This is a genomic window from Pseudoalteromonas sp. FUC4, assembly GCF_008370255.1.
Lineage (GTDB): Bacteria > Pseudomonadota > Gammaproteobacteria > Enterobacterales > Alteromonadaceae > Pseudoalteromonas.
The window spans coordinates 18,150-43,265 of sequence record NZ_SEUI01000011.1; the positions used below are offsets into that span (position 1 = coordinate 18,150).

The following is a 25,116-nucleotide window of genomic DNA, read 5'->3' on the forward strand; positions in this document are numbered from 1 at the left end:
AATCAGTTGGATCTTATCCCATGGATAAGCATGCTTTAAAAAGCAGTTTATTCAATCTTTATCCACAAAATCTATTAAATTATTAGTAAATTGTGGGTAACTTTATATATAACTTTTTACTTGATCTATCTATTTTAAGCCTGTTTTGGTTATCCAAGAGTCTAACCATGCTAATGCTGTGTCTTCTGGTAGTGCTTCATCGAGAATATTAAGCTCTAAGCGTTCTGCTACTTTCATAGCGCCTTTTTGAGATAGTAAGGCATCTATATTACGTCCAGCTTGGTTGTAAGTGTCATAACTGGTATCACCTAAAGCGATTACTGAGTATTTTAATTCTGATAAATCATTAGCTTGAGTCACATCTTCAACAAAGCTAATAAAGTTTTCAGGATAATCACCTGCACCATAAGTAGATGTACAAATTAACCAAATGGTATTTTGCTGATCAATATCGCTAAATTCAGGTTGATCATGTAGTTGTGTAGTAATACCAAGGTTATTAAGCGCGTCGCTTAGTTGCTCTGCAACATACTCGGCTGATCCCATTTGGCTGCCAACAATAAGATTTACTGAACTCATGAATATTAGTGATCACATTGGTTTTAATTGCTGCCTATGATAACTGAGTGTGGGTAACAGTAAAGTTAAGAGTGCTTTTTTGTATAACTATTTTTGTGCTAATTTCACTCTCATTTAAAATTACGCGCTTAAGTTATTGATATTATGTGGTTTAACAAAATATCTTTAAATGTAATCTTCTGATCAAGTTGTTGATAACAATGGGGGAAGCTCTGTTTAAACACACTTTTTAGGTTGTTTAATAATCGCTAAGTTATTGATATTACTATTTAGTGAAAGACTTAATTGTAAGTCTAGGCATAAAAAGCACAAGTTGATCATAATGTGGATATAAAGGTTGTTGATAACCTTAAATTTAGATCGAAAATAATTTTATTAAATGATCTAACTGAGCTGATCTGACGAAATTAATTAGAAATAAGCTTATAAACAGATAATTTTTAATAGATCGTTAGGTTTTTTCGCGTGTGGTAGCTCAATTTACTATTTAGTTGAGCTAAAAATTAGGTTTTGTGGATAAGTGATCTCAATATATTTAATTTAATGCGTCTTTATAGCTACTTTTTTTTATGTATTCTGCTGGTGGATTAGCAGATCAAAAGTTTGGTGTACTCAAATCTCGAATTATTTTTATTAAAAAGCGGCAGTGATCGTCTGTCCATATGTTGTATAAAGTTGGTTATTTAGAGTATTGATCGTCACGTTTTAGCTCTTAAATTGAGCAAATGTCATCAGTTTTTATGAGCTAGGTAATTATAAAAAAACTATTTATAACTAATTTTTGTGTGGTGGATAACGATTTTAAAATCGTATTTTGTTTGAAATATGTATAGGTTTTGACCTTAAAATAGGTATTACTTGCGCTATTAATACCTTACTTAAAGGCTCTTTCCACTGTCTAATCTACATGATCTGGCTGGTAATAATTATCGCTTTGGGTATGATTTTATTGGCAGAACTGGCTGGGGTTGACGGTATAAATACATATTCTATGGTGAATATTTTACATAAAAAAAGAGCACCGAAGTGCTCTTATAATAAAAATATATCTGTAATAAGGTGCTTATTTACCAATACAAAATGAGCTAAATATTTTGCCAAGTAAGTCGTCCGAGGTAAATTCACCGGTTATTTCGTTTAAATACTGCTGTGTTAAACGCAGTTCTTCAGCCAATATTTCACCAGCAATGTGCATTTCTAATTGTGTTTTACCTGTTTCTAAATGATACGCAGCGCTCTCTAGTGCATCCAAATGACGACGGCGCGCCATAAAGCCACCCTCTGTAGCGCCTTGAAAGCCTATACAGGCTTTTAAATGCTCGCGAACAAGTTCAATACCGTCAGCATTTTTAGCACTTAAGCTGATGACCGGGTATTGTTGCTCTTGCTCCATTCCGACTATATCACCCGATAAATCAGCTTTATTTCTGATGACCGTAACGCCCATACCTTCTGGTAATTTGGCCATAAATTCAGGCCAAATTTTATGCGGGTCAGTATCTATAGTGTCAGTGCCATCAAGCATAAATAAAACGCGATCGGCTTGGTTTATTTCATCCCACGCACGCTCAATCCCTATTTGCTCAACTCTGTCTGGGCTTTCACGTAGCCCAGCTGTATCTATAATATGCAGAGGCATACCATCTATATGTATATGCTCTCTAAGTACGTCGCGAGTGGTACCGGCTATTTCTGTTACGATAGCGGCTTCGCGACCAGCTAGAGCGTTAAGTAGGCTTGATTTACCCGCATTAGGGCGACCTGCAATAACAACACGCATTCCTTCGCGCATGATGCTGCCTTGTTTGGCTTGGTTGGTTACTGTATTAAGCTGAGTAATAATGGTGTCTAAGTCGCCTGACACTTTACCATCTGATAGAAAATCAATTTCTTCATCCGGAAAATCAATTGCCGCTTCTACATACATGCGTAAGTGAATTACTTTTTCTACCAGTGTTTCTATGTGCTTAGAAAATTCACCTTGTAGCGATTGCAGGGCGCTTTTAGCAGCTTGCTCGCTCGTTGCATTAATTAAGTCGGCGATAGCCTCTGCTTGTGTTAAATCAAGCTTATCGTTCATAAATGCACGCTCAGAAAACTCACCAGGCTTTGCTAAACGAACGCCCTCTATTTTACTAATTTCTTTAAGTAGCATATCAAGTACTACAGGACCGCCGTGGCCTTGTAATTCAAGTACGTCTTCACCAGTAAATGAGTTAGGACCTGCAAAGTAAATGGCAATACCTTGGTCAAGTTGCTCGCCAGCAAGGCTTTTAAATGGCACGTAATCGGCGTAACGAACTTTAGGAATTTTGCCTACTACTTTTTCGGCGACACTTTTAGCAAGGTTGCCTGAAACGCGAATAATACCAACACCACCACGTCCGGGGGCAGTTGCTTGTGCTGCAATTGTATCTTGATTGATCATGCTATTAATTTGCCAACGATAAGTAACTTTATGGCGGTATTGTAACCTATGAAATAAACACTCGCGAATACTCTGGTGAAAAACAGGCAATAAAAAAGGCGACCGAAGTCGCCTTTATATAAGTAGGAGCTTAGTCAGCCTCTTACTTTAATTCCTTTCTTTTCCATGCCACGGTAGATGATTAACATCTGGACAATAGAAATAAGGTTAGACACTAACCAGTAAAGAACTAAACCAGATGGGAACCATAAGAAAAATACAGAGAAGATAACCGGCATAAAGGTCATCATTTTTTGCTGCATTGGATCAGTTACCGTCATAGGCTGTAGTTTTTGCGTCACAAACATACTCGCGCCAAATAAGATTGGTAATACGTAGTACGGGTCTTGTGCAGAAAGGTCAGTTAACCAAAAAATAAATTCAGCATGGCGAAGTTCAGTAGACTCTAAGAATACGTAGAACAAGGCTAAGAAAATTGGCATTTGTAGCAAAATAGGGAAACAGCCACCCATTGGGTTAACTTTTTCTTTTTTGTACATTTCCATAGTTGCTTGGCCGAACTTTTGACGGTCATCACCAAACTTTTCTTTAAGAGCTGCCATTTTAGGCTGTAGGGCACGCATTTTTGCCATTGAAGTGTATTGCGCTTTAGTAAGTGGGTACATTAACGATTTAACGATAATAGTGATGGCAATAATTGCTACACCCCAGTTACCTAAAATGCTATGTAGCCATTTTAGCAATACAAATAAAGGTTGCGAAATAAACCATAACCAACCGTAATCTACAGTTAAGTCTAAGTCTGGATGAATCGCTTCAAGAATATCTGACTCTTTCGGGCCCATATAATAAGTAGCAGTTAGTGTTTGCTCACTACCAGCTTGAATATTTACAGCGGGATCTTTAGCACCAATAATAGCGGCATTACTTTTTGTAATTAAGCTATAAATTGTATTTGTTTGATCCTGCATTGGAACCCAAGCACTTACAAAGTAATGTTGTATAAATGCAACATAACCACCTTGCGTGTTTTTGTTTAGGTTTTTATCAGCCATATCCGAAAAACTATACTTTTCGTATGGTTCTTCGTCAGTACCGTATGCAGCACCTAAATAGTTTTGATCAACCATGCTACCTTTTTCTTGTACGGTACGCTTAATTTGCGTGTATAGCTGTACTTGAAGAGGTGCGCTGGTAGTGTTGTTAACTTTGTATTCTAAGCCTACGTCATACTGACCTTTTTTGAATACATACGTTTTAGTAAAACTAACACCATTACTATCAGTAAACTGAAGTGGAACGCGAAGCTCATCACCCGTTAAGGTATATGATTTTTGTTCGGTACTATAAGTAGGGCGACCATTAGCTGATGCATCAGGGCCATTTAAGCCAATTAAGCCACTTTGTGAAAAGTATTGTTTGCCACTATCAAGCTGACCAAGAAGCATATAAGGAGTGTCACTTCCTTTAGTTTCTTCGTATTGAAGAAGGTCTGTTTCAACAATGTCACCGCCTTTGGTGTCAATTTTAACTTTAAAAACGTCAGTTGTGATTTCAATAACTGAACGTTTAGCTAAAGTTGTTGAAGCGGGTAAACCTGAATCTGACGATGAAGGAATATAATCATCCGACTCTGGTGAATTTGCTTGTAGTGTTTGTGTTGTGGCACTTGGATCGGCTTTAGGCTTGTTGTAATCATTATCCCATTCTTGGAACAATAAAAACGACACTAGCATTAGGCCAATTAATAAAAACGTGCGTTGCGATTCCATAACAGCTCTTATTTCTCGTGTTGGTGGTTAATATGGGTTAATTTTTCAGGTACGGGGTCGTCTCCACCTGAATGTAAAGGATGGCATTTTAATATGCGTTTTAAAGCTAACCAACTACCTTTTATAAATCCATGCAAATTAATTGCTTGGATTGCATAATGTGAGCAGCTTGGATTAAAACGACAATGCGGACCTAACAGCGGGCTAATCCACTTTTGATAACCGCGGATAAATAACACTAAACAAACCTTAGGAAAAGCAACAAGTGGTTTAATTAACCTCATGATGTTTATGCCCCTACTTAAGTTTAGTGAGATAGATATCATGTATTTAAAGACTCAATTAGAAATTTTAAATGCATGATTAAAAGGTGAGCTAAAGATACATTAATTAACCCTGCAATTCTATTGCAATTAGGTTTGTTTATTAGATTTAGCTGATTTGTTTGGGCGTTTCTTAAAAGGTGGCGGTTTAGGTGCACCTGGTTTACAGCGTTCGTTAATTTTTCGCCATAATTTAGTAAGTTGTTTGGTTATTTCTTCATTAGACTGTTCATCAATACCATTTTTAACCATAAGCACAATATCAATATTATCGATGCTGTGTTGATTTAAACGAAAACTTTCGCGAGCGAGACGTTTAATACGGTTTCGTTGGCATGCCTTTTTTACGCGTTTTTTAGCAACAGTAAGACCTAACCGAGGTTTTTCTTGGTCATTTGGTTTAGCTAATAGAGTAAAGAAAGGAGTTGCAGCCCGAGCGGGTTCATTAAATATACGAGAGTAATGCGAGGGAGTTAACAGACGTAACTCCCTGCCAAAGCTAAAGTCTTCCACTTATAAATTAAGCAGAAAGAACTTTGCGGCCTTTAGCGCGGCGACGTGCTAATACTTTACGGCCATTTACAGTTGCCATGCGAGCACGGAAGCCGTGTGCACGTTTGCGTTTTAAAACGCTAGGTTGAAAAGTTCTTTTCATAACAATCTCATCCGATCGGTTAAAGTTAAAACATCCTATACAGGTCGCGATCCTGGCATAGGTGCCATTGCGAGCGCGAGATATTATAGAGTAAGTAACGTAAAGTCAATCATAATTACGTTCGCAGTATATAGCCTACTTATGACTCATAAAGAGATCGTGTAGGGCGATCTGTTAGGATCATCATAAATAAGAAGTTTTCCACAGCCCCTGTATAAAAAGTGAATAAAAGCGGGGGAAAAGAAAATTGGATCGTAAATTTGGTTCGCGATCTTGGTGTTATTTTGTTATGATCCCCTCTTCGGATCTAAAATAAAAACTGTTTTAAATCAGTTTGTTAATGATTTTATACATCGATATCAACAATTTTATAAAAATCAATCTTTTACTTGTGGATAAAGTGCCTTCATAATACGCGGTCTTGGGTCGCTTATTGGACCATTTGAACGCAATAAATGTATGATTTATAATCATTAATGATGTGCGGGAATAAAAATTATATCTCTGGGAGTTTAACTGTGTATCTGTCGGTTTGGCAAAGTTGTTTATATGTATTGCAAGATGAGCTGCCTTCGCAGCAATTCAGTATGTGGGTAAGACCACTACAGGCAGAAAGTACCGAAGATACCTTGACGATTTATGCACCTAATCGCTTTGTGCTTGATTGGGTAAGAGAAAAGTACCTAAATAGAATTAACGAATTATTAGTAGAAATTTGTGGTGTTGAAGCACCAAAGCTACGTTTTGATGTAGGTAGTAAGCCTTTATTAAATGCGCAAGCTGCACCGGTTATAGAAACACAATCTGCACCACAGGCTTCTACAAAACAACAGCCTCGCGAGCAAAAGCCTGTTGTTGAACCTGCACCTAAGTCAGGTTACAAATCTAACATTAAAGAAAATTATACCTTTGACAGCTTTGTTGAAGGTAAATCAAACCAATTAGCAAAAGCAGCGGCTACTCAAGTTGCCGACAATCCAGGCTCTGCTTTTAACCCTGTATTTATTTACGGTGGTACTGGTTTAGGTAAAACTCATTTATTACATGCAGTAGGTAACGGCATTATGGCAAACAAGCCAGATGCTAAAATTGTTTACATGCATTCAGAGCGCTTTGTTCAAGACATGGTAAAGGCACTACAAAATAATGCGATAGAAGAATTTAAGCGTTATTACCGCAGTGTTGACGCATTAATGATTGATGATATTCAATTTTTTGCTAATAAAGAGCGCTCCCAAGAAGAGTTTTTTCATACCTTTAATGCATTACTTGAAGGTAACCAACAAATTATTTTAACCTCTGACCGTTATCCAAAAGAGATTGAAGGGGTCGAAGACCGTCTTAAATCACGCTTTGGTTGGGGATTAACAATCGCGATTGAGCCACCAGAGCTTGAAACTCGCGTTGCTATTTTGATGAAAAAAGCACAGCAAAGTAAGATTAACTTACCACATGAAGTTGCCTTTTTTATCGCCAAAAAATTACGTTCAAATGTACGTGAATTAGAAGGCGCACTTAACCGTGTAATCGCTAATGCTAATTTTACAGGTCGTCCAATTTCGATTGATTTTGTAAAAGAAGCACTACGCGATTTACTTGCCTTGCAAGATAAGCTGGTTACGATAGATAATATTCAGCGCACCGTGGCTGAGTACTATCGAATTCGGGTGTCAGATCTATTGTCTAAGCGCCGCAGTCGCTCTATAGCAAGGCCACGTCAAGTTGCCATGGCATTATCTAAAGAATTAACTAATCACAGCTTACCTGAGATTGGTGACGCATTTGGTGGACGCGATCATACGACCGTATTGCACGCATGTCGTAAGATAAAATCACTACGTGACGAAAGCCACGAAATCAAAGAAGATTACCAAAACTTAATAAGAACATTGTCATCTTAGGGCTGACTTTATTATGCAAATAACAATATCAAGACAACAATTTTTAAAGCCATTGGTGCAAGTGTCGGGTGCAATAGAGCGCAAACACACGCTACCAATCTTATCTAACGTTTTGTTAGTGGTAGAAAACGGACAACTTTCAATGACGGGTACCGACCTTGAAATTGAATTAGTTTCTGGCGTATTTGTAGGTGATGATATTGCCGATACAAAACTAACGTTACCCGCTAAAAAGTTACTCGATATTTGTAAAAGTCTACCAGATGGTTCAGACATTACTTTAAGCTTGCAAGAGCACCAATTACTTTTAACCAGTGGTAAAAGCCGTTTTTCATTAACGACTTTATCTGCTGATGATTTTCCTAATTTAGAACAGTGGGATGGCGAGGTTGAATTTCAACTAACTCGTTTAGAGCTTCGTAAATTACTCGAAAGCACACATTTTTCGATGGCGAATCAAGACGTACGTTACTACTTAAACGGTATGTCGTTTGAAGTAGATAATACAGATATAAAAACAGTGGCAACAGATGGTCACCGTTTAGCTATTGCGCAAAAGCAATTAACGCAATCGCTTAACACTCAACGTCAATTAATTATACCTCGCAAGGGTGTGCAAGAGATTATGCGCCTTATGGTAGCTGACGATGAATTGGTTACAATTCAGTTTGGTGCTAACCATATTCGTATTATTGATATTGAGTTTACTTTTACAAGTAAGCTAGTTGATGGACGTTTTCCTGATTACCGTCGTGTATTACCACGTGGTGGCGACAAAGTAATTACAGCTAACCGAGAATGGTTACGTAATGCCTTTCAACGAGTGTCTATTTTATCGAATGAAAAGTTTCGTGGTGTACGCTTAAACCTATCAAACGGTTTATTAAAAATTACTGCCAATAACCCAGAGCAAGAACAAGCTGAAGAGGTTGTTGAAGTAAGTTACGAAGGCGCGGACCTAGAAATAGGATTCAACGTGTCTTACGTATTAGATGTACTAAACACATTAAAAACAGAAGACGTACTATTTACATTAGCCGACTCAAACAGCAGTGCATTAATTGAAGGTGCAGGCGATGAAGAAGCAATGTACGTTGTTATGCCTATGCGTTTATAAGACTATAAATACATAATGAGCTTAAGTCATTTGAGCCTCAAATATTTTCGTAATATTGAGGCGCTGACGCTAGAACCAGTCAACGGCGTTAATATAATTTATGGTGAAAATGGCAGTGGAAAAACCAGCCTTTTAGAGGCTATATATTACCTTTCTCATGGCAAATCTTTTCGTACTCCAAAACACAAAAGTATTATTGCGCACCAGCAAGAGCAGTTTGTAATTCACGGGCGTAAAACAATACACGATTTATCTATTCCAATTGGTATGAGTAAAACGCAAACGGGTGAGACTAATTTAAAAATTCAAGGTAAGGCGAGCCGTAAGATATCAGAACTTGCTCAACTTATGCCTGTACAAATTATTACACCAGAGAGTTATTCTTTGTTTTTTGGTGGACCTAAAGAGCGCAGAAAGTTTTTAGATTTAGGTTTGTTCCACGTGGAACATGAGTTCTTTTTTTTGTGGCAATCATTTAATAAAGTACTTAAACAACGTAATGCATTATTAAAAACTAAGCCCAAGAATTATTTTGACCAAATTAAGTTTTGGGACAAAGAATTTGTTAGACTGGCTGAAGAAATAAATAAATTAAGATTGGCGTATATAAGTAGGTTTAAGCAGCAATTTTTTGATAAAATGTGTGCAGAATTGACGCTTGTACGTGATTTAGAAATGACCTTTAGCGCAGGCTGGAAAGAGACTGAATCTCTTGCAGATGCATTAGAGCAAAACTTTGAGCGAGATGCTCGCCAAGGGTTTACAAGTAAAGGCCCTCATAAGGCCGATTTTAGTTTTAGTGTCGCTGGCAACAGCGTGGAGAATACATTCTCACGCGGTCAATTGAAGCTATTATTGTATGCGTTGAAAGTTACGCAAAATAGCTTAATTGAGTCAGAGACAGATAAGCAATCTATATTGCTAATAGATGATTTACCTTCAGAATTAGGCGAAGATACAAAAGAGAAAGTGGGACAATTACTTGCTCACTGCAGTTCTCAAATTTTTATCTCTTCAATTTTATCTGAAAGTATTTCTGCTGTGGTGGAACCCATGCAACGAGAACTACAAATGTTCCACGTGAAACATGGCAACCTAATAACAAGATAAGTGGGATTAACCATGTCTGAGAATTATGACTCGTCGAGTATTAAAGTACTTAAAGGATTAGACGCAGTAAGAAAGCGTCCTGGAATGTATATTGGGGACACCGATGATGGCACAGGCTTACACCACATGGTGTTTGAGGTCGTTGATAACTCGATCGATGAAGCCTTAGCAGGTCATTGTGATGATATTTATGTAACGATTCACTTAGACGGTTCTGTCTCAGTTCGAGATAACGGTCGTGGTATCCCAACTTCTATCCATGAAGAAGAAGGCGTATCTGCAGCCGAAGTTATTATGACGGTACTTCATGCCGGTGGTAAGTTTGATGATAACTCTTATAAAGTATCAGGCGGCTTACACGGTGTTGGTGTTTCTGTTGTAAATGCACTTTCAGAAAAACTAAAACTTACAGTTCGCCGTGAAGGTAAACTTCATGAGCAGTTTTATACTATGGGTGTTCCAGATGCACCTTTAGCTATAATTGGTGACTCAGAAACAACTGGTACAGAATTACGTTTTTGGCCAAGCGCTGAAACATTCACAAATTTAGATTTTCATTACGACATTTTAGCTAAGCGTTTACGCGAGCTTTCATTCCTAAACTCAGGTGTGAGCATCATATTAAATGATGAGCGTGAAGAAAATAAATCTGACCACTTTAAATATGAAGGCGGTATCCAAGCTTTCGTTGAATATTTAAATCGTAATAAAACACCTATACATAAAGGTGTGTTCCATTTTACTCACGAACGTGAAGAAGATGGTATTAGCGTTGAAGTATCAATGCAGTGGAATGATGCATACCAAGAAAATATTTACTGTTTCACAAATAATATTCCACAACGAGATGGTGGTACTCACTTAGCCGGTTTTAGATCAGCGCTAACACGTACACTTAATAACTACATGGAAAAAGAAGGCTTTAACAAAAAAGCTAAAACAACCAGCAATGCTACCGGTGATGATGCCCGTGAAGGCTTGACGGCTGTTGTTAGTGTTAAAGTTCCTGATCCTAAGTTCTCATCACAAACTAAAGACAAGCTAGTATCAAGTGAAGTTAAATCTGCGGTTGAACAAGCAATGGCTGAAAAGTTCACTGAGTTTTTATTAGAAAACCCAACTGATGCCAAAATTGTTGTCGGTAAGATTATTGATGCCTCACGTGCACGTGAAGCGGCGCGTAAAGCCCGTGAAATGACACGACGTAAAGGTGCAATGGACTTAGCAGGCTTACCAGGTAAGCTAGCTGATTGCCAAGAAAAAGACCCAGCCCAATCTGAACTATATATAGTGGAAGGGGACTCTGCTGGCGGATCAGCCAAGCAGGGACGTAATCGTAAAAACCAAGCTATTCTTCCGCTTAAAGGTAAAATATTGAACGTAGAAAAAGCACGTTTTGATAAAATGTTATCTTCGCAAGAAGTAGCAACACTAATTACTGCATTAGGGTGTGGTATTGGTCGTGACGAATATAACCCTGAGAAATTACGTTATCACCGTATCATCATCATGACCGATGCGGACGTGGATGGTTCTCACATTCGTACGTTACTACTAACATTCTTCTATCGTCAAATGCCTGAAATTGTAGAACGCGGTTATATTTATATTGCTCAACCACCACTTTATAAAGTGAAAAAAGGTAAGCAAGAGCGTTATATTAAAGATGATCCAGCATTGGTAGAATACTTAACGTCGCTTGCGCTTAATAATGCTGCTTTATATCCAAGCGCAGATGCTTCTGCACTAGAAGGTGAAGCGCTAGAAAAAGTCGTTCACGATTACCAAAATACAGTTAAGGTTATTGAGCGTTTAAAGCGTAAATATCCTAACACAGTAATGGAACGCTTAATCTACCAAACAGAGTTGAAAACTGATGACCTTTCTGACGAAGCTAAAGTAATTGCTTGGACAAAAGAGTTAGTTGACGACTTGATTGCACGTGATGAAGATGCAACTATTTTCCATGCAGGCACAGAGTTTGACGCTGAGCGTAATATGTATTACCCGGTTGTGAATATTCGTCAGCACGGTGTTGATAAAGCACATGTACTTCATTATGACTTTATTGCATCACGTGACTACCAACGCATTGCTGTGACTGGTACTAACATTGCAAACATCCTAAAAGAAGGTGCTTATATTCAACGTGGTGAGAAAACAAAACCTGTTGATAACTTTGTGGATGCTTTGGAATGGTTGATCACAGAATCTAAGCGCGGGATCTACATTCAACGCTATAAAGGACTGGGTGAAATGAACCCAAGCCAGCTTTGGGAAACCACAATGGATCCTAGTGCTCGTCGTATGTTACAAGTAACAATTGAAGATGCTGTTGGCGCGGATCAATTATTTGCCACTCTAATGGGCGACCAAGTAGAGCCTCGTAGAGAGTTTATCGAAACTAACGCTCTTCGCGTAGTTAATCTAGACGTGTAAAAATATTACTTACACCGAAAAAGGAGCCTAATGGCTCCTTTTTTATTTTTTCAATTACACAAACTGCTTAAAACCTGAGTGTACACACGGTATACTAAGGGTAATTTTCACGCTACTTCTTAGATAGTAAAAAGCCAAATATGCAAAAATATGACGTAAAAACCTTTCAAGGTTTGATCCTGGCTTTACAGGATTATTGGGCGCAGCAAGGCTGTGTCATTATTCAACCACTTGATATGGAAGTGGGCGCCGGGACATTTCACCCACAAACATTTTTAAAGTCTATTGGTCCAGAGCCAATGTCGAGCGCGTACGTTCAGCCTTGTCGTCGTCCTACGGATGGCCGCTATGGTGAAAACCCAAATCGCCTACAACATTACTATCAATTCCAAGTAGTTTTAAAGCCATCGCCAGATAACATCCAAGAGCTTTACTTAGGCTCATTAGCGGCAATGGGTATCGATACCCTTACTCACGAAGTTCGCTTTGTAGAAGATAACTGGGAATCACCTACGCTAGGCGCATGGGGCTTGGGTTGGGAAATTTGGTTAAACGGCATGGAAGTAACGCAGTTTACCTACTTCCAACAAGTTGGCGGTATTGAGTGTTCACCTGTAACGGGTGAGATTACTTACGGCCTAGAGCGTTTAGCAATGTACATTCAAGGCGTAGATAGCATATACGACCTAGTATGGGCAGACGGTCCACTAGGGCGCGTAACCTACGGCGACGTGTTCCATCAAAATGAAGTAGAGCAATCTACTTATAATTTTGAACATGCAAACGTAGAAGACTTATTTGCACAGTTTGATAAGTGTGAAGCAGAAAGCCAAAAGTTAATTGAAGCTAACTTACCACTACCTGCATACGAGCAAGTAATGAAAGCATCGCACGCATTTAACTTACTAGACGCACGCCACGCAATTTCGGTAACCGAACGTCAGCGTTATATTTTACGCGTTCGTGCGTTATCGAAAGCGTGTGCACAAAGTTACTATGACAAACGTGAAGCGCTTGGTTTCCCGCTGTGTAAGGATAAGTAAAATGTCAGCACAAAATTTATTAGTAGAAATTGGCACTGAAGAGTTACCACCAAAAGCACTGCGTAAACTAGCAGAAGCCTTTGCTGCAAACTTAACTCAAGAGCTAGAAACATTAGAATTAGCACACCAAGGCGTAAGCTGGTATGCATCGCCTCGTCGTTTAGGTTTACAAGTAAAAGCGCTTGAAGCTAAGCAACAAGACAAAGAAGTTGAAAAACGCGGTCCAGCAACTAAAGCCGCATTTGACGGTGACGGTAACCCAACAAAAGCAGCAATGGGTTGGGCACGTGGTTGTGGTATTGAAGTAAAAGATGCACAAACACTCGAAACTGACAAAGGCGCATGGTTATTGCACATTGCTAAAGTAGCAGGGCAAGAAACCAAAGCGTTAATGACAGGTGCAATTACTAAAGCACTCGCTAAATTGCCAATACCTAAACCAATGCGTTGGGGGGCGAATAAAACACAATTTATTCGACCAGTGCATACGGTAACTATTTTATTTGGTGACGAATTACTTGAAGGCGAAATTCTTGGTAAGCAAATAACTAACCAGCTTCAAGGTCATCGTTTTCATCATCCTGAAAAAATTAGCATTAACCATGCAGATGACGTTTTTGACGTACTTAAATCTGCTTACGTTATTGCTGATTACGAACAACGTAAAGCACAAATTCGTACGCAAATAGAAGAGGCTGCAAGCGCAGTTAACGCTGTTGTCGCGATGGATGAAGATTTACTAGAAGAAGTAACATCACTTGTAGAGTGGCCAGTTACTTTGACGGCAACATTTGAAGAGGCATTTTTAGATGTACCGGCCGAAGCGTTAATTTACACCATGAAAGACGATCAAAAATACTTTCCGTTATTAGATAAAAACGGCAAACTTTTAAATAAGTTTTTGTTTGTATCTAACATAGAGAGTAAAGATCCAAGTGTGGTTATTTCTGGTAACGAAAAAGTAGTGCGCCCGCGTTTAGCTGATGCACAGTTCTTCTTTGAAACAGATAAAAAGAAAACATTAGAAAGCCGACTAGAGTCACTTGATAGCGTATTGTTCCAAAAGCAACTTGGTACGCTGAAAGATAAGTCTGAGCGTATTAGTGAGCTTGCGGGTTACATTGCTGAGCAATTAGGTGCCGATAAAGTCTTAGCGCAGCGTGCAGGTTTATTAAGTAAAACAGACTTAATGACTGAAATGGTAATGGAATTTACCGACGTGCAAGGTGTAATGGGAATGCATTACGCTCGCCACGATGGTGAAGCCGAAGATGTAGCCGTAGCGCAAAACGAGCAATACATGCCACGCTTTGCAGGGGATAACTTACCTACAAACTTAATTAGCTGCGCAGTAGCGATTGCTGATAAGTTTGACACGCTGGTGGGTATTTTTGGTATAGGCCAAGCACCAAAAGGTGACAAAGACCCATTTGCTCTTCGTCGTGCTGCTATAGGTGCACTGCGCATCATGGTAGAAAAAGAACTACCACTTGATATTTTAGACCTAGTAGCTAAATCGCAAACATTGTTTGGCGACAAGTTAACTAACTTAAATGTATCAACTGACGTATTTGAATTTATGCTAGGGCGCTTCCGTGCGTGGTATCAAGACGAAGGTATTGAAGTAGACGTAATTCAAGCAGTGCTTGCACGTCGTCCGACTAAACCTGTTGATTTTGACCGCCGTGTTAAAGCCGTAAGCCACTTCCGTACATTAGACACAGCAGAAGCGCTTGCAGCAGCTAATAAGCGTGTAGGTAATATTCTGGCTAAAAACGACATTACCAGCCAAGGTAGTGTTGATGAGAGCTTATTAAGCGACGACGCCGAAAAAGTATTAGCATCACAAGTAGCAAAATTTGCCACTGACCTTGCACCACTTTATGCAGATGGAAACTACCAAGAAGCATTAAGCCAATTGGCAGGTATTCGTGAAAGTGTTGATAACTTTTTTGACAACGTAATGGTTATGGCTGACGATGAAGCTGTTAAGCAAAATCGTCTTGCGCTATTAAGCCAGTTAAGCGGATTGTTTTTAGGTATTGCAGATATTTCTGTTTTACAAAAATAACACCGATTAGCAATTTTAAAAGCCAGCGTTTTGCTGGCTTTTTAGTTTTCACTGTATGCAAAGGATACCCATTGATGATTTCTATGAAACGAATTTTAACCTTAGCAATTGCTGGTTTACTTACTGCCTGTACAAGCCAAATTTCGATTAACGATGTATTGCCACAGCAAGAGCTTGACCGCACAATTTACTTACGTGGCGACTTTACATTGTGGGATGCAGAACCCCAGTATCAGTTTGCGCCAGTTGGCCCTGCGCTTTATCAAGCACAAGTTAAATTTTCGACGCCTGGTAAAGTATATGAATTTAAAATAGCCGATGCCGATTTTAGTGAAGGTTATAACTGTGGTTACAGCGATGCACAACCAGCAGGGCAAAGCCTAACACTCGGCCAGCCAGCTATCGCAGACTGTAATACTATTTATAACTACTTTAGTTTCACACCAGCAATAAAAGGCACGTACATAGTAAGTATTGATTACAGTGACTACGATAAGCCACAAGTGACGATAACGAAGAAATAGCTGTAAGCTATAAGTCGTCAGTTTTTAGCTGTTCGAGTGAGCTTAAAGATTTGTGACAAGGACGTTAATATGAAATTGAGCCTTTGGATTAAGGGGGAGTGCATTGAATAATTATATAGGGTACTGCTATCTAGAAAATGATAAGCCTAGCTTTGAACGAAGTAAATTAACTGAGTCAGACTCATTTGAGTGCATAGCAAAACATAAAGTTTTTTTACGAAAGCTAGAGATAGAAAATTTATTTGATGTTTTGATCGAGGAGGTTAAAACATTTAAATCATTACTTACTATGGCTCAACTTTCACAAGAGTTTTCAAATTTCTCTGAGGTACATGCTTACATAGAAAATCAAAAAGCACGTACTAAATTAAATATCTCCTATCTTAGTATTTTGAATACTGGAAAATTAGTTTTAGATCGGTTGTACATTGAACGTAATAAGTTTTCGATAATTAATGATATCGATCAATCATTATTATCTGGATTATTGATAGAAAGAGAGAGGATCTTTAAAGAGAATCAGTACTATGTTCTATGCTGTAATTTGAGAAATTTATGCCAACATAAAATGTTACCCGTAAATGGGCTAACTTTAAAATATCCATCTAAAAGTAAACATGGGAATGGCGTAATAACAAAATTTCAGATTCCACTCGTATTATCGGCAATGGAAGAGAAAGAAAAGATAAAGTTGTTAAAGGGATTAAACTCTGCATTTAAAGATGAGCTCTTAAAGTATGATTTAGTTGACCTCAACAGAGCGATAGATGGTTATTTTGAAGGTATTTTTGATTTAATGATAAAACTACGCACTTTGGTAAATAAATCAGTAACTGGGGCTGAAGATTATTTTAGTAAGTTACTTGATCAGAATATAGACTTAGACGTGAAGCGACTCTTGGGGCCGCCAGAATTAGTAGTTAACAATGAAAGGAAATTTTACTTGGATTTTGAGTGGTTCCGAGTGGCTCATTATTTAGAAGAAAAAAACAATTCTCACTTCAAAAGCAGTAATTTAATTAGAACACAGTATTTGAGCAATGAACCTTAAAGCCCTTTCTTCACCACATACCTATACGGTGCTTCTTCTGCATCTTTAGCCACCAGCGTGTGATCCATAAATGTACAAAAGCTCGGAATGTCGCGAGTAGTTGATGGGTCATCAGCAGTTATTAATAACGTTTCACCATCACTCATTTTACGAATAGCAGCACGTACCATCATTACTGGCTCTGGGCAACGAAGGCCTATGGCATCTAATTGGTGATCGGGATTATCAAAGCTCATAATAAATTGGCCTGTTTAATTAAAGTGATTGCTGCGTATGCGAGTGCTTAGGTATAGCAATTAATAAGTTTGGCAGTTTAACGCAATTTTATGTGTAATTTAACTATTTTACTTAATGCTTTTAGCAGTTTCAAAATGCTTTATTTAATAATACGCCCGATCACATAGTTACGCTGTTACATGCTTGCTTGATAAAGGGTCGTTTTCATAAATTGAAGCTAATAAAAAAGGCGAACTGAATAAAATCAGTCCGCCTTTTTAATCACCAAGATGGTTTTACATGTTCAAACTAATTAGTCTTGAACACGTTCAAATACAGTGGCAATGCCTTGGCCTAAACCAATACACATAGTTGCTAAACCGTATCGTACATTTTTGTCTTCCATTAAGTGAATAAGCGATGTGCTAATACGCGAACCCGAACAACCCAGTGGGTGACCAAGTGCGATTGCGCCGCCATTTAAATTCACTTTTTCGTCAACAACATCCATTAACCCTAAATCTTTCATTACAGGTAATGATTGTGCTGCAAAGGCTTCGTTAAGTTCTACTACGCCTAGGTCATCAATTGTAATACCGGCTTGTGCAAGTGCTTTTTTACTTGCTGGTACTGGGCCGTAACCCATAATTGATGGATCGCAACCAGCGACTGCCATTGCTTTAATGCGCGCACGAATTGGTAAGCCAAGTTCTTTTGCTTTTTCTTCGCTCATTACTAACATTGCAGATGCGCCGTCAGAAAGTGCAGAAGACGTACCGGCTGTTACCGTACCTGATGCAGGATTAAATACTGGGCGAAGCTTTGATAGGCCCTCTACTGTTGTTTCTGGGCGAATTACTTCGTCGTCTTCAACTAAGATAAGCGAACCATCTGCTGCGTGACCTTCCATTGCTAAAATTTCGCGACGGAAACGGCCTTCAACAGTTGCAGCTTGTGCACGTTGATGTGAGCGATAAGCAAATTCATCTTGTTGCTCACGGCTAATGCCATGAAGCGTAGCAAGGTATTCTGCTGTTAAGCCCATAGAGCCAGACGCTTGTGCAATTGATGTTGCTAAGCCTGGGTGAAAGTCGTTGCCGTGAGTCATAGGTACGTGGCCCATGTGCTCAACACCACCAATTAGGTAAGTGTCGCCAGCGCCTGTCATTATTGCGCGTGCTGCGTCATGCAATGCTTGCATAGAAGAGCCACATAAACGGTTAACCGTAACAGCAGGAACGCTGTGCGGAATACCGGCAAGCAATGATGCGTTACGTGCTACATTAAAGCCTTGCTCTAATGTTTGCTGTACACAACCCCAATAAATATCGTCAATTGATGCTGGATCAACTGCTGGGTTGCGATCTAGTAAGCCTTTCATTAAATGTGCGCTTAAATCTTCTGCACGTTTATGTTTGAATACACCACTTTTAGAGCGACCCATTGGTGTGCGGATACAATCTACAATTACTGGATTATTCATGATATTAACCTTCCACCTTATAGAAAACACGACCTTCTTCGGCCCACTTGCGAGTTTGCTCAGATACTTGGTAAATCGCACCTAGGTGAGCGTATTTGTCTGCTGCTGCAACAAAGTTAGCTAAACCAGTTTGATCTAAGTAACGGAACGCGCCGCCTCTAAATGGAGGGAAACCAACACCGTAAACTAATGCCATATCTGCTTCTTGCGGCGAGGCAACAATGCCTTCTTGCAAGCACAGTAGCACTTCGTTGATCATTGGAATCATACAACGGTCGATGATTTCTTGTTTATCAAATTCTTTTGGTGCGTCTGTAATTGGGCTTAATAGCTCAATTGCTGTCTCGTCATGAGACTTTTTAAGACGACCGCGACGATCTGTTTCGTATTTGTAAAAACCGGCTTTGTTCTTTTGACCAAAACGTTTTTCGTTGGCAAAAATAGTCACAGGGTCTTTATCAGCACGCGCCATACGCTCAGGGAAACCGTCAGCCATTACGCCAGTACAATGGAACGCTGTATCAATACCTACAACATCAAGTAAGTAAGCCGGACCCATAGGCCAGCCAAATACGTTTTCCATTACTTTATCTACTTTTGCAAAGTTAGCGCCTTCAACCACTAATTTGCTAAAACCTGCAAAGTAAGGGAATAAAACACGGTTTACAAAAAAGCCTGGGCAATCGTTAACAACAATTGGTGATTTACCTAATTTAAGCGCGTAATCAACTACTGCATTAATAGTTTTATCTGAGGTTTTTGCGCCACGGATAATTTCTACTAATGGCATTTTTGGCACAGGGTTGAAAAAGTGCATACCACAGAAGTTTTCTGGCTTATCTAGTGCTTGTGCTAGTAAATCAATACAAATAGTCGATGTGTTTGAAGTAAGTACAGTGCCTTCTGGCATGTTCTTTTCAAGATCAGCGAGTACTGCTTGCTTAACTTTAGGATTTTCTACAACGGCTTCAACAATAATGTTGGCACTTTGTAGGTCTGACTCGTTAAGTGTTGGTTTAATTTTGCTAAGTGTTGCCAACATTTTTTCCATTGGCATGTGGCCACGCTTAACTTTTGCACCTAACAATTTAGATGCTTCACCCATACCTAAATCAAGCGCATCTTGTTGGATGTCTTTCATTATAATAGGCGTGCCTTTATAAGCAGACTGGTATGCAATACCGCCGCCCATAATACCTGCACCTAATACAGCTGCTTGTTTAATTTCTACATCGCTGTGCTTAGCAAATTTACGTGCTTTACCTTTAATGTATTGATCAGCTAGGAATATACCAGTTTGTGCTGCTGCTTCTGGTGTACGTGCTAATTTAGCAAAGTTGGCATTTTCGATTGCCATTGCTTCATCGCGAGTACAGTTTGCCGCTGCTTTAATAGTACGTACAGCCATAATCGGTGCAGGATAGTGGCCTTTGGTTTTACCCATGACCATACCTTCTGCCATAGCAAAGCTCATGCCTTGCTCAACACGGTTTAATTTAAGTGGCTGTAGTTTTACGTTGCGTTTTGCTTGCCAATCTAGCTTGCCAGCAATCGCCAGTTCAAGTGTTGACACACTTGACTCTAGAAGTTTGTCAGCACTAACTACCGCGTCAAACGCACCAACTTTAAGGGCATCTGCTGCGCGGTTTTCTGCGCCTGAGGTAATCCACATCATCGCGTTATCGGCGCCAATGATACGTGGTAAGCGCACTGTGCCACCAAACCCTGGCATTATGCCAAGTTTGACTTCTGGTAGGCCCATTTTAGCTGTTTCGCTTGCCACACGATAATCGGTAGCAAGTGCCCACTCACAACCACCGCCAAGTGCCATACCGTTTATAGCGCTTAGAGTTGGGAATGGTAAATCTTCGATTGCATCAAAAACGTCGGTTGCGTTTTTGATCCACACTACTAATTCTTCTTCAGGTTTAGTAAATGTAGGTAAAAATTCGAAGATATCGGCACCAATAATAAAGTGGTCTTTATCACTGGTAAAAATCATGCCTTTGATATCAGTATTGGCGGCTAGTTCTTTTAATGCTGCTGCGCAATCTGAAAGAGTTTTTTGAGATAGTGTGTTTACAGAACCTGCAACACAAAACTTAAACTCGGCGATGTTTTCCTTCAGGAAGCTAACTTCAAAGGAATCGCTTTTATATAACATTATTATTCTCCCTAGTTGACGAACTAAGACTGGTACGATGAGTTTGCATTTCAATCAGTGTGCTTGCTTTAAATTAAAAATGCAACGAAAAATTTAACTCGGTTACAATCGACTGGTTAAAATATAGCTGGTTTGGTGCTAAGGTGGTTGAAAAGTTTTTATTCACAACTTTAATTTTTATTAAAGGACATTATGAAAAAATATTTACTAAGTGTTGCGGCAGCTGCATTCATTTTTCCTCTTCATTCTGCCGAGGCAAGTATCGATAACGATGCATTTTTAGATGCCGAAAAAAAAGTAAGGTACGGCAGTTACCAAGACTTTAAACAAGCGATTAGTAACCTAAATCATCCGTTAAAACCTTATGTTGAAAAAACGTATTGGCAACGCTATCCGAGCATTAAACATCAGGCCGAAATAGAAGAATATTTAAATATATACCAGCATACGCCGCTTGAGTGGCCGGTGCGCAAAGCGTGGTTAGAATATTTAAAAGATAACAACGAAAAGGCGGCGTATATCCGCAACTATCGTGAAACGTCTAATACGGAGCTTACTTGTACTTATTTAGATTTTCAGCTTGATTTAGGTGCGCCCGAAAAGGCGATTCTAAATCAGGTGACCGATTTATGGGCTGTAGGTAAATCGCAACCTAATGGTTGTGATAGCTTATTTTCTACGTGGCGTAAAAAAGGCTACATGAAAGAAGAAACGGTTTGGAAGCGTGTAACACTTGCTGCACAAGGCGGAACGCAAAGCTTATTACCTTACTTAAAAACTTTATTACCAAGTAAGGAGCGTTACTTAGCTGACTTATATTTAAAAGTGCGAAAAGATCCAAGCGCAGCCGCTGGATTATATAGATATAAAAACAAGTCGGCTAAAGAAGGGCAAATAGCTATTTATGGTGTTAAGCGTTTGGTTTGGCGCGATAAAGAGCTAGCTTTAAAAGCATGGGAAAAGCTAGAAAAAATATTTAAGTACAGCGATGAAGAAAAAGCGGATGTGTATTACACCTTTGCATTGTCACTTGCCTCTAGCGGGCATAAACAAGCGAGCTTTTGGCTAAATAAAGTGCCAAAAGAGCGACTAGACAGCAAGCTTATTCAGTGGCAACTGGGCAATATGCTCAAAACCCAAGATTGGGAAGGGATTGCTGCATTTTTTACGGGTAAAGAAAATTTAAGCCTTGGTCAGCAATATTGGTTAGCTTATAGCTATGCACAACGTGGCGAGCAAAAAAAAGCAGACGAGATCTGGAAAAAAGTAGCGGCTAATCGTGATTATTACGGATTTTTAGCAGCAGCACGTTTGGGGTTGCCCGTTGATTTAAATAATCAGCCTTTAGCAGTCGATAAGGTACTTGTAGATAAAGTGAGTAATGCACCAGGCTTTAAGCGTGCAAAAGCGCTTTATGATATTGAACGCTTTACGTCGGCACGCCGTGAATGGAATTACTTAACGGATACCTCTAGCGATGAAGAAAAGCTGGCAGCATCACAGTTATCTACCGATTTAGGTTGGCACGACAGTACTATTTTTACTTTAGCAAAAATTAAAGCGTGGGATAATGTAGAGCAACGTTTTCCGTTTGCGTTTCAAGATGTTTTTGAGCGCTATAGTAAACGTAGCAAAATAGATGTTGCTTGGAGTATTGCTATTGCAAGGCGCGAAAGCTCTTTTGCGCCAGATGCACGCTCGCATGCTAATGCGCGTGGTTTAATGCAGTTATTACCTAGTACTGCTGAGTATGTAAACAAAGGCAGTGTGACAAGTAGTCGCTTATATCAACCTAAAACAAATATTAGGTTAGGTACTAGTTACTTACAGTACTTAAAGAAGAAAAACCATGGCAATGAAGTGCTGGCAACAGCTTCTTATAATGCGGGTTATCACCGTATAAAGCGTTGGTTACCCGATGACGCTATTCCGGCTGAGTTATGGGTAGAGCTTATTCCGTATCGCGAAACCCGTGATTACGTAAAAAATGTATTTGCGTACAGGCAGGTTTACCATACAAGAATGGGCCGAGAAGGTAATGTATTAGCGCCGTTACTTGAAATGAAAATGGGCGGTTAGTAAACATAAGTTTAAAGTGAGGGGATATCTAATGCGTTTAGATATCCCCTTTTTTGAGCGCTCAGTCTTTAAGTGATAGACTCAGGGCAAGTTAAATTTAACAGATGGATTAACAATGGATAAATTAGCCGTTTTATACGCCGAACATATTGCAACACTGCAACAGCGTACTCGTACTATTTGTAGCAGCGAAGGGTTAGAAGGATTAGTCATTCATTCAGGCCAAGCTAAGCGCCAGTTTTTAGATGATATGTATTATCCATTTAAAGTTAATCCACAGTTTAAAGCATGGTTACCTGTTATTGATAATCCCCATTGCTGGATTGTGGTAAATGGTAGCGACAAGCCAAAACTCATATTTTATCGCCCAGTAGACTTTTGGCATAAAGTGCCAGATGAGCCTCGCGACTTTTGGGCCGAGTACTTTGATATAGAGCTACTACTTCAGCCTGATCAAGTAGAAAAGCTATTACCATACGACAAAGCTAAATATGCTTACATGGGTGAATATATTGAAGTAGCGCAAGCTCTTGGTTTTAGTATTATGAATCCTGAGCCTGTACTTAACTATTTTCATTACCACCGCGCTTATAAAACGCAGTACGAACTTGAATGTTTACGCAACGCTAACCGCATTGCAGTAGATGGGCATAAAGCTGCACGCGATACATTCTTTAATGGTGGTAGCGAGTTCGATATTCAGCAAGCGTACTTAATGGCGACACGTCAAAGCGAAAATGAAATGCCGTATGGCAACATTGTTGCACTTAACGAAAACTGCGCTATTTTGCACTACACGCACTTTGATCCAAAAGCGCCGCACACTCATAACTCATTTTTAATTGATGCCGGTGCAAACTTTAATGGTTACGCAGCTGATATTACTCGTACGTATGATTTTAAAAAGCAGGGTGAGTTTGCTGAGCTTGTGCAAGCGATGACAGTTCAACAAATCGAGTTAGGTAAAGGTTTAAAGCCGGGTATGCTTTATGGTGATTTACACGTTGAATGTCATAACCGTATCGCACAAATACTTAGTGACTTTAAAATTGTTAACTTACCCGCTGAGGAAATTGTTGAGCGTAAAATTACATCTACTTTCTTCCCGCATGGACTTGGGCATCACCTAGGTTTACAAGTGCATGATATGGGCGGTTTTATGAGTGACGAAAAGGGCACACATCAACCATCGCCTGAAGGGCATCCGTTCTTGCGTTGTACTCGCCTGATCGAAAAAAACCAAGTGTTTACTATTGAGCCTGGTTTATACTTTATTGATTCACTGCTTGGTGATTTAGCGCAAACCGATAATAAGCAGTTTATTAACTGGGAAAAGGTTGAGTCATTTAAACCATTTGGCGGCATTCGTATTGAAGATAACATTATTGTTCACGAAGATAGCCTAGAGAATATGACGCGTAATTTAGAACTCGATTAATTTCTATAAAGACGAGTTAGCGAATAAACGTTAAAATATGCATATGAACGGGGCCTTTAGGCCCCATTTTTAATTGAGCTTTTAATATGTCTGAATATAAATATCCTGCTGCTGACGTTTTTCATCAAGAAGAAATTAAAAAAAGTACGTTTATAGTCCACATTGCACACACCCCCGATTTAAATTCAGCAAAAACATTTATTAAAAGCATTGAAGGAAAGTATAGCGATGCCCGTCATAACTGCTGGGCACATGTGGCAGGCAACCCCGGTGGCAGCCATGTTTATGGTTTTTCGGATGATGGTGAACCTAATGGCACTGCAGGAAAACCTATGCTAAATGTGCTGGTGGGTTCGGGCCTTGGCGAAATCACTGCCGTAGTGACACGTTACTTTGGTGGCATAAAATTAGGCACTGGCGGACTAGTACGTGCTTATGGTGGCTCATTAAATAATGCACTAGTAAAATTGCAAACGGTGCTTAAAGTTCCCAGCGTTGAAATTACCGGGAGTAGTGAGTACAGCATGCAAGGCGCGATTGAGCAGTTATTAAAAACAAAGTATCAAGTGCTTAATATTGATAAGCAATTTACTGCTAATATTGAATGGGTGATTACAATTGATAGCCGTGAAGCTAAGCAAGCAATCAAAGATATTTTTGATTTAAGTCACGGCGCAGTTGAGTTAACTATTAAAGAGTAATAACCTACACAAATTGCATGTA

Annotated in this window: 20 protein-coding genes; 11 read left to right on the forward strand and 9 right to left on the reverse strand. The window is 39.3% G+C overall.

What is annotated here, in order from left to right; all coding sequences use genetic code 11:
- Nucleotides 1-129 precede the first annotated feature (129 nt).
- The 6 genes from mioC to rpmH form a co-directional block, all read right to left on the reverse strand.
- The gene (mioC, locus tag EU510_RS19485) at nucleotides 130-579 is read right to left on the reverse strand and encodes an FMN-binding protein MioC (RefSeq protein WP_149594804.1); all 450 of its coding nucleotides are present in this window, start codon (nucleotides 577-579) and stop codon (nucleotides 130-132) included.
- Between the two features lie 1,063 nt (nucleotides 580-1,642).
- Nucleotides 1,643-3,007: a tRNA uridine-5-carboxymethylaminomethyl(34) synthesis GTPase MnmE gene (mnmE, locus tag EU510_RS19490; RefSeq protein WP_149594805.1), complete on the reverse strand. Its 1,365-nt coding sequence runs from the start codon at nucleotides 3,005-3,007 to the stop codon at nucleotides 1,643-1,645.
- Between the two features lie 134 nt (nucleotides 3,008-3,141).
- A complete protein-coding gene (gene yidC / locus EU510_RS19495; protein ID WP_149594806.1) occupies nucleotides 3,142-4,779 on the reverse strand; it encodes a membrane protein insertase YidC in 1,638 nt (545 codons plus the stop codon).
- 8 nt (nucleotides 4,780-4,787) lie between these two features.
- The gene (gene yidD / locus EU510_RS19500) at nucleotides 4,788-5,063 is read right to left on the reverse strand and encodes a membrane protein insertion efficiency factor YidD (RefSeq protein WP_149594807.1); all 276 of its coding nucleotides are present in this window, start codon (nucleotides 5,061-5,063) and stop codon (nucleotides 4,788-4,790) included.
- A gap of 129 nt (nucleotides 5,064-5,192) precedes the next feature.
- Nucleotides 5,193-5,615: a ribonuclease P protein component gene (gene rnpA, locus EU510_RS19505; protein WP_007584204.1), complete on the reverse strand. Its 423-nt coding sequence runs from the start codon at nucleotides 5,613-5,615 to the stop codon at nucleotides 5,193-5,195.
- A gap of 7 nt (nucleotides 5,616-5,622) precedes the next feature.
- Complete coding sequence (gene rpmH / locus EU510_RS19510; protein WP_004335215.1) at nucleotides 5,623-5,757, reverse strand: 50S ribosomal protein L34; 135 nt, start codon at nucleotides 5,755-5,757, stop codon at nucleotides 5,623-5,625.
- Nucleotides 5,758-6,275: 518 nt separating this feature from the next.
- Between rpmH and dnaA the strand changes: the two genes are divergently transcribed.
- From dnaA to EU510_RS19550, 8 genes are all read left to right on the forward strand, one after another.
- Nucleotides 6,276-7,658 carry a chromosomal replication initiator protein DnaA gene (dnaA, locus tag EU510_RS19515; RefSeq protein WP_004335207.1) on the forward strand — a complete coding sequence of 461 codons (1,383 nt, stop codon included), beginning with the start codon at nucleotides 6,276-6,278 and terminating at the stop codon, nucleotides 7,656-7,658.
- A gap of 13 nt (nucleotides 7,659-7,671) precedes the next feature.
- Nucleotides 7,672-8,775 (forward strand): DNA polymerase III subunit beta, encoded by a 1,104-nt coding sequence (dnaN, locus tag EU510_RS19520; RefSeq protein ID WP_004335206.1) that lies wholly within the window; start codon nucleotides 7,672-7,674, stop codon nucleotides 8,773-8,775.
- A gap of 15 nt (nucleotides 8,776-8,790) precedes the next feature.
- Complete coding sequence (recF, locus tag EU510_RS19525) at nucleotides 8,791-9,885, forward strand: DNA replication/repair protein RecF (protein ID WP_149594808.1); 1,095 nt, start codon at nucleotides 8,791-8,793, stop codon at nucleotides 9,883-9,885.
- 12 nt (nucleotides 9,886-9,897) lie between these two features.
- Nucleotides 9,898-12,324, forward strand: a complete 2,427-nt coding sequence (gene gyrB, locus EU510_RS19530; protein WP_149594809.1) for a DNA topoisomerase (ATP-hydrolyzing) subunit B — start codon at nucleotides 9,898-9,900, stop codon at nucleotides 12,322-12,324.
- Nucleotides 12,325-12,464: 140 nt separating this feature from the next.
- Nucleotides 12,465-13,367, forward strand: a complete 903-nt coding sequence (gene glyQ / locus EU510_RS19535; protein WP_007377648.1) for a glycine--tRNA ligase subunit alpha — start codon at nucleotides 12,465-12,467, stop codon at nucleotides 13,365-13,367.
- Nucleotide 13,368: 1 nt separating this feature from the next.
- Nucleotides 13,369-15,438: a glycine--tRNA ligase subunit beta gene (gene glyS, locus EU510_RS19540; RefSeq protein WP_149594810.1), complete on the forward strand. Its 2,070-nt coding sequence runs from the start codon at nucleotides 13,369-13,371 to the stop codon at nucleotides 15,436-15,438.
- Between the two features lie 74 nt (nucleotides 15,439-15,512).
- Nucleotides 15,513-15,962, forward strand: coding sequence for a hypothetical protein (locus EU510_RS19545; RefSeq protein WP_010555151.1), 450 nt, complete (start codon nucleotides 15,513-15,515; stop codon nucleotides 15,960-15,962).
- A 103-nt stretch (nucleotides 15,963-16,065) separates the two neighbouring features.
- A complete protein-coding gene (locus EU510_RS19550) occupies nucleotides 16,066-17,013 on the forward strand; it encodes a hypothetical protein (protein ID WP_149594811.1) in 948 nt (315 codons plus the stop codon).
- On the opposite strand, the gene tusA is transcribed toward EU510_RS19550, so the two are convergent.
- From tusA to fadB, 3 genes are all read right to left on the reverse strand, one after another.
- Entirely contained in the window at nucleotides 17,010-17,249 is a 240-nt protein-coding gene (gene tusA, locus EU510_RS19555; protein ID WP_007377644.1) for a sulfurtransferase TusA, read from the reverse strand. The two genes, EU510_RS19550 and tusA, sit on opposite strands and share 4 nt — an antisense overlap.
- Before the next feature lie 293 nt (nucleotides 17,250-17,542).
- Nucleotides 17,543-18,712, reverse strand: coding sequence for an acetyl-CoA C-acyltransferase FadA (gene fadA, locus EU510_RS19560; protein ID WP_004335189.1), 1,170 nt, complete (start codon nucleotides 18,710-18,712; stop codon nucleotides 17,543-17,545).
- Between the two features lie 4 nt (nucleotides 18,713-18,716).
- The gene (gene fadB / locus EU510_RS19565) at nucleotides 18,717-20,876 is read right to left on the reverse strand and encodes a fatty acid oxidation complex subunit alpha FadB (RefSeq protein WP_149594812.1); all 2,160 of its coding nucleotides are present in this window, start codon (nucleotides 20,874-20,876) and stop codon (nucleotides 18,717-18,719) included.
- Nucleotides 20,877-21,068: 192 nt separating this feature from the next.
- Between fadB and EU510_RS19570 the strand changes: the two genes are divergently transcribed.
- The 3 genes from EU510_RS19570 to EU510_RS19580 all read left to right on the forward strand — a co-directional run bounded on the left by EU510_RS19570 (nucleotide 21,069) and on the right by EU510_RS19580 (nucleotide 25,094).
- On the forward strand, nucleotides 21,069-22,955 hold the full coding sequence (locus EU510_RS19570; protein ID WP_149594813.1) for a transglycosylase SLT domain-containing protein: 1,887 nt from the start codon (nucleotides 21,069-21,071) through the stop codon (nucleotides 22,953-22,955).
- Between the two features lie 115 nt (nucleotides 22,956-23,070).
- Entirely contained in the window at nucleotides 23,071-24,393 is a 1,323-nt protein-coding gene (pepQ, locus tag EU510_RS19575; protein ID WP_149594814.1) for a Xaa-Pro dipeptidase, read from the forward strand.
- An 86-nt stretch (nucleotides 24,394-24,479) separates the two neighbouring features.
- Complete coding sequence (locus EU510_RS19580; protein ID WP_149594815.1) at nucleotides 24,480-25,094, forward strand: YigZ family protein; 615 nt, start codon at nucleotides 24,480-24,482, stop codon at nucleotides 25,092-25,094.
- Nucleotides 25,095-25,116: the final 22 nt, after the last annotated feature.